Here is a 12,718-nt window from a genome sequence, read left to right on the forward strand (position 1 = left end):
GACCGGAACGAAGCTACTCCTGCCTCCGGGGGTACTGTGTACCCGTCCCCTCGAGCGCTCCGCCGCACGTCACGGGCCCGGTCGCAGGACCGACCCCCTGGCGGTTCCCCGGTCCTGTCGCGGTGCTGCTCAGACGGGGCGCACGTCCCGTAGTCCTGAGAACCGATCGAGGTCCCATGCCCGCCCTGAGGTCACGTACCAGCACAGCCGGACGCAACGCGGCGGGGGCGCGCGCCCTGTGGCGCGCCACCGGCATGACCGACGCCGACTTCGGCAAGCCGATCATCGCGGTGGCCAACTCGTACACCCAGTTCGTCCCGGGGCATGTGCACCTGAAGAACGTAGGCGAGATCGTCGCCGAGCAGATCACCGCGGCGGGCGGCGTCGCGCGGGAGTTCCACACCATCGCCGTGGACGACGGCATCGCCATGGGCCACGCGGGCATGTTGTACTCGCTGCCGAGCCGCGAGATCATCGCCGACTCCGTCGAGTACATGGTGAACGCCCACACGGCCGATGCACTGGTGTGTATCTCCAACTGCGACAAGATCACCCCGGGCATGCTCAACGCGGCGATGCGACTGAACATCCCCACGGTGTTCGTCTCCGGTGGACCCATGGAGTCCGGGTTCTCGGTGGTCGTCGACGGCGTGGTCAAGGCCGGCTCCGACCTCATCACCGCGATCTCCGCCTCGGCCAACACGGCGGTCGGGCAGGAGGACCTCGACACGATCGAACGCTCGGCGTGCCCCACGTGCGGGTCCTGCTCGGGCATGTTCACCGCCAATTCGATGAACTGCCTCACCGAAGCCCTGGGGCTGTCCCTCCCGGGCAACGGCTCGACCCTCGCCACCCACAGCGCACGGCGGGAGCTCTTCGCCGAGGCGGGCCGGCTCATCGTGGAGCTGTGCACGCGGTACTACCGCGACGACGACGAGTCCGTCCTCCCCCGCGCGGTGGCCACCAGGGAGGCCTTCACCAACGCCATGGCGCTGGACGTCGCGATGGGCGGCTCCACCAACACCGTGCTGCACATCCTGGCCGCCGCGCAGGAGGGCGAGGTGGACTTCGACCTGTCCGACATCGAGCGGATCTCCCGCCGGATCCCCTGCCTGGCCAAGGTCGCACCCAACTCCGACTACTACATGGAACACGTCCACCGGGCCGGCGGCATCCCGGCGATCCTCGGCGAGTTGTTCCGCGGTGGGCTGCTGGAGACCGACGTCCATTCCGTCCACTCCCCCTCGCTCGAGCAGTACATCGCGGACTGGGACATCCGTGGTGGCTCGGCCACCGAGAAGGCCGTCGAGTTGTTCCACGCCGCCCCGGGCGGGGTCCGGACGATCGAACCGTTCTCCACGGACAACCGCTGGGAGTCACTCGACACGGACGCCGTGCGCGGGTGCATCCATTCCGTCGAGCACCCGGCCACCGCCGAGGGCGGGCTGGCCGTGCTGCGCGGGAACATCGCCCCGGACGGATCGGTCTTCAAGACGGCCGGCGTCTCCGAGGAGAACTTCCACTTCAGCGGCCCCGCCCGGGTCGTGGAGTCCCAGGAGCAGGCGGTCTCGGTGATCCTGAACAAGACCCTGCGGCCCGGTGAGGTGCTGGTGGTGCTGTACGAGGGTCCCGCCGGCGGGCCGGGGATGCAGGAGATGCTCCACCCCACCGCGTTCATCAAGGGCGCCGGCCTGGGGACCAAATGCGCACTCATCACCGACGGACGGTTCTCCGGGGGCTCGTCGGGCCTGTCCATCGGGCACATCGCGCCCGAGGCCGCGGCCGGTGGCCCGATCGGGTTGATCCGGGACGGGGACGTGGTGACGATCGACGTGGCCACCCGATCCATCTCGGTGGACGTCGACGACGACGAGTTGAACCGCCGCCGGGCGGCCAAGGGGCCCACCCCCTGGCGCCCGGACTCCCGCGACCGTAAGGTCTCCTCCGCGCTGCGGGCCTACGCCTCCATGGCGTCGTCCGCGGACAAGGGTGCGGTCCGGATCCTGCCCGACTGATCCTCGTTCGGGCCCCCGCGGTCCCGGCCCTCAGCCGGCGGTGACCGCGGGGCTGTCGGTGGTGGACGTCAGCGGATTGGTGCCGTTGAGCAGGTACCAGATCACTCCCGCCGCGATGGCGGCCAGCAGCAGCCAGATCGCGCCGCTGAACCGGGGGCGGTGCGACCATCGCCACTTACGGTCGACAGACCACCGTCCGGGACCCGCGAACAGCAGGGCGAGCAGCGCCGCGATGTACAGCACCGACGTCTCCAGCCCACGGGTCGTCTCACCGAGTAGAGGAATGGGGTCGCCGCCGGTGAGCCGGACGGCGAGGCCCAGACCGACGATGCCGAGCAACCCCGCCGCCGCGACCGGAGTGGCCAGGCCCACGACGAGCAGAGTCCCCGCGACCAGCTCGACGACGCCGCCGGTGATCGCGAGGAGCCGGGCCTGTTCGAAGCCCGACTCGGTGAGGGTCTGCGTGAACCCGTCGAGACCCGGGCCCCCGAACAGACCGAAGAGCTTCTGCAGACCCCGCATCGCCAGCAGGACGCCCACCGCGAGACGCAGGAGGAACAACCCGAAGTCCGCCGTGCCGCGCCGCGGGATCTCGTCCCGGGTCTCGGGGGCGATGGTGGTGGGCTGGTCACCGAACGGCAGCGGCGTCGACGTGTCGTAGGCACCGGAGTCCGGGTAGTGGGAGTAATCCGTCCGGGTCGCCGCCGGGAATGCCGTGGTCGCCGAGTCCGCGGATCCCGGGCTGGGACCGGTCCTCGTGGCCTCGGGGACGTCGAGCGGGTAGTCGACGTCGTGGATCATCTCGGTTCGGGCGTCGTCTCCGGGCGTTGAGGAAGTCACCCTGCGACCATAGGCCGCTTCCCGGGCACCCGCACCCAGGACACGGCGCACCGTAGTCTTGTCGTCATGAGATCGCTCTCGCTGCTGGTGGTCCTGGTCATGGTGACGGCCGGGTGCGCGAGGTTCGACGATCGTCTCGAGGCCCCCTTCACCCCCGCACCGGGCCCGGGGATGGATGCGGGCCCACCGTCCACCCCGCCGGGGATCCCCCCGCCGACCTCGTCTCCGCGCCCGGACGAGCAGGACACACCGCCGGCGACCGGTCCGTGTGTGGACCCGGATCCGGCCGTCATCGCGACATGCCTCGACCCGGCCGTCGCGGTCGCCGGCCTCGGAGAGCGGGCGCTGGTGGCGGAGTCGACGGGGGCCGTCAAGATCGTCTCGGTGGACGGTCCTCCCGAGGACTTCGGCCGGGTCGACCCGCGTGGCGGTCGCGTGGCGGCCGTGGCGCCCTCCCCGGACTTCGCCCAGGACAGGCTGCTGTATCTCCTCGTCGTCGGCGACGGCCCCTCCAGGGTCGAACGACTCGCGCGCGGGGATGCGCCCAGGACGGTCGCCGAACTCGCCCCCGCCGAGACCGGGGGCCTCGCGTTCGTCGACGCGGTCCTGACGGTGGGCGTGGGCTCCGACGTCGTGAGATTCCCCGGGTTCAGGGGCATCGGTACCGCGCAGAACCCTGAGGTCGTCGCCCGTGACGTGGGTCGGATCACCGGACTGTGCACCCATGGGTCCGAGCTCTACCTCGCCGCCGTCACCGACCGCGGTGCGGTGATACGGAGCGCCGATCGCGTCATCTGGACCTGGCCCGACCAGCGTTCGGCCGGAGGGTGCGCCGCGGCTCAGGACTCACTCGCCCTGGCGTTGCCGGACGGCGAACGCGCCGACACCCTCGCCCTGACCGGTGGGGCGGCGCGCGGCCAACCCGAGCCGCTGGCCGAGGGCCGCTACGGCCGTATCACCGGGCTGGCGGCGGTCGGTGACGGGGTGCTGCTGGGCGGGACCACCAACAAGAGCGGTGGCTCGCCGGTCCCCACCGATGACCGCGCCGTCATCCTGCCTCAGGCCGCTGGCGGCGGCGGCGACGCCCGGACCTGAAACCGGGGCCTGGCGGCCCACCTAGCCGCAGGCGGCGATGACCAGTTCCTTGACCCTCGCCGGATCCGCCTGACCACGGGTGGCCTTCATGACCGCACCCACGATCGCCCCGGCCGCCTGGACCTTCCCGGAGCGGATCTTGTCCGCGATATCCGGCTGCGCGGCGAGGGCGTCGTCGACGGCCTTCTGCAGGGCGGAGTCGTCACGGACCACCTCGAGGCCCCTGTCCGCCACGACGCGGTCGGGCTCGCCCTCGCCGTCCAGGACCGCGTCCACGACCTGACGGGCGAGCTTGTTGGTGAGCCTGCCCTCCGCCACCAGCTCGATTACGCGTGCGACCTGGGCCGGGGTGATCTCCAACCCCTGCAGGCCCACGCCACGCTTGTTGGCCTGCTGGGACAGGTAGGACACCCACCACGAGCGGGCCTCTGTGGGCGCCGCGCCGGCGTCGACGGTGGCGAGGATCAGGTCCAGGGCCCCGGCGTTGACCAGGTCGCGCATCTCCTCATCCGAGACGCCCCACTCCGCCTGCACCCGCGCGCGGCGCAGCCACGGCAGCTCGGGCAACCCGGCTCGGATCTTCTCGACGAGCTCGTCGAGCGGTTCGACAGGCGCGAGGTCGGGCTCGGGGAAGTACCGGTAGTCCTCGGCGGACTCTTTGGGCCTGCCCGCCGTGGTGGTGCCATCGGATTCGTGGAAGTGCCGCGTCTCCAGCACCACCTGACCGCCGGAGGTCAGGACGTCCGCCTGTCGGCACATCTCGTGCCGGACGGCGATCTCGACGCTCCGCAGGGAATTGACGTTCTTCGTCTCCGTGCGGGTCCCGAACTCGGTGGCCCCCTTGGGCATCAGCGAGACGTTGGCGTCACACCGCATCGATCCCTGGTCCATGCGGACATCGGAGACGTCGAGACTGCGGAGCAGGTCACGCAACGCGGAGACGTAGGCGCGGGCGATCTCCGGTGCACGCTCCCCCGCCCCGACGATCGGTTTGGAGACGATCTCGATCAGCGGAACGCCGGCGCGGTTGAAGTCGAGCAGCGAATGGGTGGCGCCGTGGATCCGGCCGGTGGCCGAGCCGACATGGGTGGACTTGCCGGTGTCCTCCTCCATGTGCGCCCGCTCTATCTCGACGCGCCAGGTGGTGCCGTCGTCGAGCTGGACGTCGAGGAACCCGTCGTGGGCGATCGGTTCGTCGTACTGCGAGATCTGGTAGTTCTTCGGCTGGTCCGGGTAGAAGTAGTTCTTGCGTGCGAACCGGCTGTACGGCGCGATCGAACACCCCAGGGCCAAGCCGATCTTGATGGCCCATTCCACGGCCTGGCCGTTGACCACCGGCAGCGCCCCCGGCAATCCGATGCACACCGGGCACACCTGCGTGTTGGGGTCCGCTCCGAACGCCGTCGGGCACCCGCAGAACATCTTGGTGGCGGTGTGCAACTCGACGTGCACCTCCATACCCATGACGGGATCGAAACGTGACACGACCTCGGTGAACTCCATGCGGAACAATCTAGCCGAAGAGGCAGGCGGCCTCGCGGTAGCGGTCCTCGGGCACGGTCTTGAGCACGGCGACGGCCTCGGCGACCGGCACCATCTCGATGGACTCCCCTCGCAGCGCCACCACCTGGCCGAAGTCCCCACGGTGGGCGGCGTGTGCCGCGTGGACGCCATATCGGGTCGCCAGGACGCGGTCGTACGCGGTCGGGGTCCCCCCGCGCTGGATGTGCCCCAGGACGGTGGTGCGGACGTCGCGGTTCATCCGCTCGGCGATCGCCGACGCCATCTGGTCGGCGACACCGGTGAACACCCGGTGCCCGAACTGGTCGGTGCCGCCACTCCGCAAGGTCATCCCCGAGCCCTCGGCGGGAGTGGCTCCCTCCGCGACCACGCAGATCCCGTACGCCTCCCCCATCTGGAACCGACGCTTCATCACCTTGCACACGTAGTCGATGTCGAACGGCACCTCCGGGATGACGATCATGTGCGCCCCGGACGCGAGCCCGGAGTGCAGGGCGATCCACCCGGCATGCCGCCCCATCACCTCCACCAGCATCACCCGCTCGTGGGACTCCGCCGTGGTGTGCAGCCGGTCGATCGCGTCGGACGCGATCGACACCGCGGTGTCGAAGCCGAACGTGTAGTCGGTCCCGGCGACATCGTTGTCGATGGTCTTCGGCACCCCGACGACCGGGATGCCGTTCTCCGTGAGCCATCTGGCGGCCCTCAGCGTGCCGTCGCCACCGATCGCCACCAGTGCGTCGAGGGAATGACGCGCGAGGGTCCGGCGGATCTGCGGCAGGCTCGCGGTGAGGATGTCCGGGTTGAGCCGTCCCGTTCCGAGGATGGTGCCCCCGCGGAGCAGGATGCGGTCGATCCCCTCGTCGTCGAACAGTGGCACCGCGCGGTCGTGGACCAACCCCGCCCACCCGTCCTGGAACCCCAGGACCGGCGAGTCGTACTCGGAGTTGGCGGTCCGCACCAACGCCCGGATGACCGCGTTGAGCCCGGGACAGTCCCCACCTGCGGTCAGCACGCCTATACGCACGACGGACTCCTCTCGGTTCTCCAGCAGTCTAGGGCCGGGGCCTGCTCACCGCGCGAGCGCCCGGTGACTGTTCACCGGTACGAAACGCCATCGTGGCGAGGCCACCGAGCAGGACCACCACGGCGGGGAGGAACATGGCGTCCGCGACCGCCTGCCCCACGTCGCCGTGGACGACCAGCCGTGCTTGCATCAACGCACCGATCGCCGCGGAACCCAGGACGGCGCCCACCTGGCGGGTGGTGTTGTACACCCCCGAGCCCGCCCCCGCGGAGGCGAGCTCGAGTCGCCGCATCGCGGTCGATGACGTGGGCGCCCAGACACACCCGTTGGCCACCCCCATCAACGCGATGGGTCCGAGCAACACTGGGATGGAGCTCTGCGAGTCCATGACCAGCGCCAACCAGAACAAGGAGATCGCGTAGGAGAAGTACCCGATCCCCGTGAACAGCCGCGCGTCGATCCTGTCCGCCCAGCGTCCGACGACCGGTGCGAGGACGCCGGCGATCAGTGCCATGGGTAACAGCATCAGGCCCGCGCGCGTGGCACTGAGGTCTTTGACCCCCTGGAGGTAGAACATCAGGGGGACCATGGTCCCCGCGGTGACGAAGCCGATCGTGGAGACCCCGAAGGTCCCGATCGAGAAGTTCCGGTCCCGGAACAGACGTAGAGGGACCAGCGGCTCGGTACGCACCCGTGACTGCCACCAGAGGAACGCCGCCAGGCCCGCCGCGCCGGCCAGGATCAACACGAGGGTGGTCCCCGCCCATCCGTGGGACTCGCCCTGCTGGATCCCGAAGACCAGCAGGAACATCCCCACGGCTGACAGGGCGATACCCGGGACGTCGTAGGAGTGCGAGCGGGTCTCGAGCCTCGGGACCCACCGCCACACCAGGATCACCGCGAGGACCCCGAAGGGGATGTTGATGAAGAAGATGGCCCGCCAGTCGAACGCGTCGATGAGGACCCCACCCAACACGGGACCGACGACCGAGGCGATACCCGCGACCGCCCCCCAGGCGCCCATCGCCGCCCCGCGGCGCGCCGGGGCGAAGATCCTGGTGATCACGCTGAGCGATTGGGGGGTGAGTAGCGCGGCGCCGAGGCCCTGGAAGACCCTCGCCACGATGAGTGTCTCGATGCTGCCCGCCAGTCCACACCACAGGGAGGCACTCGTGAACAGCACGAGTCCCGCGATCGACACCGTGCGCGGGCCGATCTGGTCGCCCAGTCGTCCCGTGAACAACAGTGGCACGACGTAGGCCAGCAGGTAGGCGCTCGTCACCCAGATGACCTGGTTGGTCGACGCGCCGAGCTGCGAGACGAAGGCATCGGTGGCGACCGCGACGATCGTCTGGTCCACCAGGATCATGAAGAACCCGATGACGAGCGCCGTCAGAGCCTTCCATGCGTCCCTCTCGGGGACTGTGGTCACGCGATCGGACCTCTCGCCGCCTCGAAGGCGGCGCCCACCCGGTACAACCGGTCGTCGGCCAGTGCGGGGGCCATGATCTGGAGACCCGCCGGGAGCCCGTCGACGAGCCCGGACGGGACGGACATCCCGCAGTGCCCGGCGAGGTTGAGCGGAAGGGTGCAGAGGTCGAACTGGTACATGGCCACCGGGTCCTCGACCTTGGCCCCCAGCGGGAACGCGGTGGTGGGCGTGGTGGGCGAGATCAGGACGTCCACCTTCTCGTAGGCGGCGTCGAAATCCCGGGCGATGAGCGTGCGGACCTTCTGCGCCTGGCCGTAGAAGGCGTCGTAGTACCCGGCGGAGAGGGCGTAGGTGCCGAGCATGATGCGGCGTTTGACCTCCGGGCCGAACCCGGCTTCCCGGCTCGCCGCCATGACCTGGTCCGCCGATCCCTCGCCGACCCGCAGGCCGTACCGCATGGCGTCGAACCGGGCGAGGTTGCTCGACACCTCGGAGGGCAGGATCAGGTAGTAGGCCGGGAGCGCGTACCGGAAGTTCGGGCACGAGACCTCGACCACCTCGGCACCCAGGCCCCGCAGGGTGTCGACCGAGTCGCGGAACGACGCCTCGATCCCCGGCTGGTACCCCTCCCCGGCGAATTCGGAGACGACGCCCACGCGCACACCCGACAGGTCTCCCCGCGCACCCTCTCGCGCCGCGCGGACCATGTCGGGGATCGCCACGTCGACGCTGGTCGAATCTCGCGGGTCGTGACCGGCGATGACCTGGTGCAGAAGCGCCGTGTCCTCGACGGTGCGGCCGCATGGCCCGCCCTGGTCGAGCGACGACGCGCAGGCCACGAGGCCGTACCTGGACACGGTGCCGTACGTGGGCTTGACCCCCACCGTGGCGGTGAGCGCGGCGGGCTGACGGATGGAGCCCCCGGTGTCGGTACCGATGGCGATCGGTGCCTGGTGTGACGCCAGGGCCGCGGCGGAGCCACCACCGGAGCCACCAGGGGTCCGGCTGGTGTCCCACGGGTTGCGCGTCGGGCCGTATGCCGAGTTCTCGGTCGAGGACCCCATGGCGAACTCGTCCATGTTGGTCTTGCCGAGGATCGGGAGCCCCGCGCTCCGCAGCCTGGTGGTGACCGTGGCGTCGTACGGCGAGCGGTATCCCTCGAGCATCCGTGAGCCACACGTGGTGGGCGCGTCGGTGGTGGTGAACACGTCTTTGAGGGCCACCGGGACCCCGGCCAGCGGTCCGAGTTCCTCGCCCGCCGCGCGTCGGGCGTCCACGGCGCGCGCGGCGTCGAGGGCCTCGTCTGCTCCGACGTGGAGGAAGGCGTTGATCTCCCCGTCGACCTCCGAGATCCGCTCGAGGTGTGCCCGGGTGACCTCCTCGGAGGAGATCTCCCCCGCCGCGATCCGGCGGGCCAGTTCCGCGGCGGTGGCGGTGGTGAGCGACGTCATGCCTCCTCCCCCAGGATCTGCGGGACCTCGAAGCGCTGCTGGTCCGCGGCCGGCGCCTGGTCGAGCGCCTGGTCCGGGGTCAGCCCCGGCGTGACCACGTCGGCGCGGTACACGTTGGAGATCGCGGTGGGGTGGCTCATCGCCGGGACGTCGTCCGCCGCAACCTCGGAGACCGCCTGCACGTGGTCGAGGATGTCGGTGAGCTGTCGCGCGAACGACTCCAGCTCGGCGTCGCTCAGTTCCAGGCGGGAGAGCCTGGCCAGATGCGCGACGTCCCCGCGTGAGATCGAGGTCACGTGTGTAGTCCCTTCGGCGTGGCGTGTCGGTACCGGCCCAGCCTAGTCAGGCCCTCGGAGTGCGGCACAATGGGCGCCATGTCTTATCTGCTCCGCGTCCTGCTACCCGATCGTCCGGGGAGCCTCGGCTCCCTCGCGGTCGCACTGGGAACCGCCGGCGCGGACATCATCAGCCTCGACGTGGTGGACAGGTTCGACGGTGTGGCCGTGGACGACATCGTGGTGAACGTCCCCAACGGCACCTTCCCCGACACCCTGATCACCGCCGCCGAGCAGCTCGACGGCGTCATGGTGGACTCGCTGCGGCCGTTCGGCGGGATCCTCGACGCGCACCGCGAGCTCGAGCTCATCGACGCGGTGGCGGGCGCGGGTGCCGGTGCGGACCAGATGCTCGCGGACGAGTTGCCTGCCGCGCTGCGCCTCGGGTGGGCGCTCGTGGTGGAGGAGACGGCCGACGGGTGCCGACTGATCGCGCGGGGCCCCGCCGCGCCGTTGTGGGACGGTGGCCGGGTCGGGGCGGTGTGCCACCTCGAGAGGGCGACCGCACTGGAGGACGACCTGCCGGAGGAGTGGACGGCGATGGACACCGCTGTCGCCGCGGCGCCGCTGGCCTCCGGTCACGTCCTCGTCGTCGGACGACCGGGCGGGCCGTCGTTCCGGCCGTCCGAGATCGCCCGGCTCGGGTACCTCACGGGGATCCTGCGGTCTCTCAACGCGGGGTGACCCCCGGCGTCATCCGCCCTCGTTCACCCGCCGCGTCCCCGAGGGTTGCGCGGCCACTTCGCCCACGCCCCGAGGGTTGCGCGGCCGGTCAGGTCCCGACACGCAGCGCACCCGAATGGTCACCCCGCACCGTCGCCCGCCGGCGCCGGGCCGTTCTCCAACAGCTCCACGAATCCGGCCTCGTCGAGGATGGTCAGCCCCAGCTCCTCGGCCTTGGTCGCCTTGGACCCCGGGTTGTCCCCCACCACGACGTAGTCCGTCTTCTTCGACACAGATCCGGACGCCTTACCGCCCCTGGCGATGATCGCCTCCTTGATCCCGTCACGGGTGAACCCCTCGAGGGACCCCGTGGCCACGATGGTCAGACCCTCGAGGGTGCGCGGGATCGACTCGTCCCGCTCATCGGCCATCGACACACCGGAGGCAGCCCACCGGTCGACGATCTCGCGGTGCCAGTCCACGTCGAACCATTCGACCACCGACGCAGCGATCGTCGACCCGACGCCGTCCGTCTCCGCCAACTCCTCCTCGGTGGCGGCGCGTAGTGCCTCCATCGAACCGAACCGTGTGGCCAACGCCCGTGCGGCCGTGGGCCCGACATGGCGGATGGACAGTGCCACCAGCACCCGCCACAGGGGTCTGTCCCTCGCCGTCTCCAGATTGGCCAGCAATTTGCGGCCGTTCTCGTTGAGCACGGTGCGCTCGGGGTCGACGCCGTCCTCGACCTGCTTGCGGGTCGCCTTCTCCACGCGGGTGTAGAGGGAGGTGCGGAGGAGGTCGGCCTCGGTGAGGTCGAACAGACCCGCCTCGTTGACCAACACCCCGCTCGTGAGCAGATCGGAGGCCCCCTCGTAGCCGAGCGCCTCGATGTCCAGGGCGTTGCGCGAGGACAGGTAGAACAGTCGCTCACGGAGTTGTGCCGGACAGGAACGCTGGTTCGGGCAGCGCCAGTCGGCGTCGCCTTCCTTCGCCGGTGCCAGGACGGTGTCGCACTCCGGGCAGCGCTCGGGGAAGACGAACTCCCGCTCGGTGCCGTCCCGGCGCTCCACCACCGGTCCGAGCACCTCGGGGATGACGTCGCCGGCCTTGCGGATCACGACGGTGTCGCCGATCAGCACACCTTTCCGCCTGACCTCGGTCTGGTTGTGCAGGGTCGCGAGTGACACCGTGGAGCCGGCGACCAGCACAGGCTTCATGTGGGCGAACGGGGTGACCCGCCCTGTCCTGCCCACGGAGACGCGGATGTCGAGCAGGTCGGTCATCACCTCCTCTGGTGGGTACTTGTAGGCGATCGCCCACCGCGGGGCCCGTGACGTCTGACCGAGTCGTCGCTGGACCGCCCGGTCGTCGATCTTGACGACGAGGCCGTCGATCTCGTGCTCCGGGTCGCCGCGGTGCTCTCCCCAGTACCGCATCCGCTCGAGGACCTCGTCGATCCCGGTCGCCGGGGCGGTGTAGGGCGAGACGGGCAGGCCCCAGTCCGCGAGCGCGAGATAGACGTCGTGGAGGCTGTCGAAGGTCGCGCCCTCGACCACCCCGAGACCGTGGCAGTACATGCCGAGCCGTCGCTGGGCGGTGATCGCCGGGTTCTTCTGGCGCAGTGACCCGGCGGCGCTGTTGCGCGGATTGGCGAACGGCGGCTTTCCCTCGGCAACGAGCCGCGCGTTGAGTTCGGCGAAGTCCTCGAGCCGGAAGAACACCTCGCCCCTCACCTCGAGCACGGCGGGGACGGGGCGGTCCTGAGTCGGGGTGAGCGTGACCGGGATGTCGTCGATCGTCCGGGCGTTGAGGGTCACGTCCTCTCCGGTCCGGCCGTCGCCCCGGGTGGCCGCACTGACCAGCCTGCCGTCGCGGTAGACCAGGTCGAGCGCCACCCCGTCGATCTTGACCTCGCACAGGAAACGCAGGTCGTCCGCCGCGAGGTGCGACTGTTCGACGGCTGACGCCACCCACGCGCGCAACTCCTCTTCGGAGAACACGTTGTCCAGGCTCGTCATCCGCTGCAGGTGCTCCACCGGCGCGAAGTCGGTGGAGAACCCGCCGCCCACGAGCTGTGTCGGCGAGTCCGCGGTCCGCAGGGCGGGGTGACGCTCCTCGAGCGCCTCCAACTCGCGGAACAGAGCGTCAAACTCGGCGTCGGAGACGATGGGGGCATCCCTGACGTAGTAGCGGAACTGGTGGTCCCTCACCGTCTCCGCGAGCTCGGTCCACTGCTGACGAACCTCAGGAGGGATGTCCCCGGTGCCGAGGGGCGCGGTGCTTCGACTGGCGTGGCTCACCAGCACAGGGTAATCCGACGCGGGCCCGCGATGTCGGGG

Annotated in this window: 10 protein-coding genes; 3 read left to right on the forward strand and 7 right to left on the reverse strand. The window is 70.2% G+C overall.

The annotated features are described in order from the left end of the window. The first annotated feature begins 176 nt into the window (after nucleotides 1-176). Nucleotides 177-2,015 carry a dihydroxy-acid dehydratase gene (gene ilvD, locus CT688_RS09440; protein ID WP_107756694.1) on the forward strand — a complete coding sequence of 613 codons (1,839 nt, stop codon included), beginning with the start codon at nucleotides 177-179 and terminating at the stop codon, nucleotides 2,013-2,015. Nucleotides 2,016-2,045: 30 nt separating this feature from the next. Here ilvD and CT688_RS09445 read toward each other — a convergent pair whose 3' ends face one another. Then, the gene (locus tag CT688_RS09445; RefSeq protein ID WP_231750271.1) at nucleotides 2,046-2,855 is read right to left on the reverse strand and encodes a DoxX family protein; all 810 of its coding nucleotides are present in this window, start codon (nucleotides 2,853-2,855) and stop codon (nucleotides 2,046-2,048) included. 66 nt (nucleotides 2,856-2,921) lie between these two features. On the opposite strand from CT688_RS09445, the gene CT688_RS09450 reads away from it, so the two are divergent. Continuing rightward, nucleotides 2,922-3,950, forward strand: a complete 1,029-nt coding sequence (locus CT688_RS09450; RefSeq protein WP_107756696.1) for an oxidoreductase — start codon at nucleotides 2,922-2,924, stop codon at nucleotides 3,948-3,950. A gap of 21 nt (nucleotides 3,951-3,971) precedes the next feature. Here CT688_RS09450 and gatB read toward each other — a convergent pair whose 3' ends face one another. Genes gatB through gatC form a run of 5 tightly spaced genes read right to left on the reverse strand, consistent with a single transcriptional unit; the run spans nucleotide 3,972 to nucleotide 9,677 of the window. Next, complete coding sequence (gene gatB, locus CT688_RS09455) at nucleotides 3,972-5,453, reverse strand: Asp-tRNA(Asn)/Glu-tRNA(Gln) amidotransferase subunit GatB (RefSeq protein ID WP_107758116.1); 1,482 nt, start codon at nucleotides 5,451-5,453, stop codon at nucleotides 3,972-3,974. A gap of 10 nt (nucleotides 5,454-5,463) precedes the next feature. After that, nucleotides 5,464-6,498, reverse strand: coding sequence for an ATP-dependent 6-phosphofructokinase (locus CT688_RS09460; protein WP_107756697.1), 1,035 nt, complete (start codon nucleotides 6,496-6,498; stop codon nucleotides 5,464-5,466). Nucleotides 6,499-6,526: 28 nt separating this feature from the next. Then, nucleotides 6,527-7,930, reverse strand: a complete 1,404-nt coding sequence (locus CT688_RS09465; RefSeq protein ID WP_107756698.1) for a DHA2 family efflux MFS transporter permease subunit — start codon at nucleotides 7,928-7,930, stop codon at nucleotides 6,527-6,529. Beyond that, nucleotides 7,927-9,381, reverse strand: a complete 1,455-nt coding sequence (gene gatA, locus CT688_RS09470; RefSeq protein WP_107756699.1) for an Asp-tRNA(Asn)/Glu-tRNA(Gln) amidotransferase subunit GatA — start codon at nucleotides 9,379-9,381, stop codon at nucleotides 7,927-7,929. The genes CT688_RS09465 and gatA overlap by 4 nt, the downstream gene beginning before the upstream one ends. Continuing rightward, nucleotides 9,378-9,677, reverse strand: a complete 300-nt coding sequence (gene gatC / locus CT688_RS09475; RefSeq protein WP_107756700.1) for an Asp-tRNA(Asn)/Glu-tRNA(Gln) amidotransferase subunit GatC — start codon at nucleotides 9,675-9,677, stop codon at nucleotides 9,378-9,380. Before gatC ends, gatA begins: the two co-directional genes overlap by 4 nt. A 78-nt stretch (nucleotides 9,678-9,755) precedes the next feature. Here gatC and CT688_RS09480 point away from each other — a divergent pair, with 78 nt between their 5' ends. Next, nucleotides 9,756-10,400, forward strand: coding sequence for an amino acid-binding protein (locus CT688_RS09480; RefSeq protein ID WP_107758117.1), 645 nt, complete (start codon nucleotides 9,756-9,758; stop codon nucleotides 10,398-10,400). A 119-nt stretch (nucleotides 10,401-10,519) separates the two neighbouring features. On the opposite strand, the gene ligA is transcribed toward CT688_RS09480, so the two are convergent. Then, nucleotides 10,520-12,679, reverse strand: a complete 2,160-nt coding sequence (gene ligA / locus CT688_RS09485) for an NAD-dependent DNA ligase LigA (protein WP_107758118.1) — start codon at nucleotides 12,677-12,679, stop codon at nucleotides 10,520-10,522. Between the last annotated feature and the right edge of the window lie 39 nt (nucleotides 12,680-12,718).

Source organism: Dietzia sp. JS16-p6b (assembly GCF_003052165.1).
Lineage (GTDB): Bacteria > Actinomycetota > Actinomycetes > Mycobacteriales > Mycobacteriaceae > Dietzia.

Coding starts and splice junctions, on each gene's coding strand:
- ilvD (WP_107756694.1), top strand. CDS start 177: ATGCCCGCCCTGAGGTCACGTACCAGCACAGCCGGACGCAACGCGGCG.
- CT688_RS09450 (WP_107756696.1), top strand. CDS start 2,922: ATGAGATCGCTCTCGCTGCTGGTGGTCCTGGTCATGGTGACGGCCGGG.
- gatB (WP_107758116.1), bottom strand. CDS start 5,453: ATGGAGTTCACCGAGGTCGTGTCACGTTTCGATCCCGTCATGGGTATG.
- gatA (WP_107756699.1), bottom strand. CDS start 9,381: ATGACGTCGCTCACCACCGCCACCGCCGCGGAACTGGCCCGCCGGATC.
- CT688_RS09480 (WP_107758117.1), top strand. CDS start 9,756: ATGTCTTATCTGCTCCGCGTCCTGCTACCCGATCGTCCGGGGAGCCTC.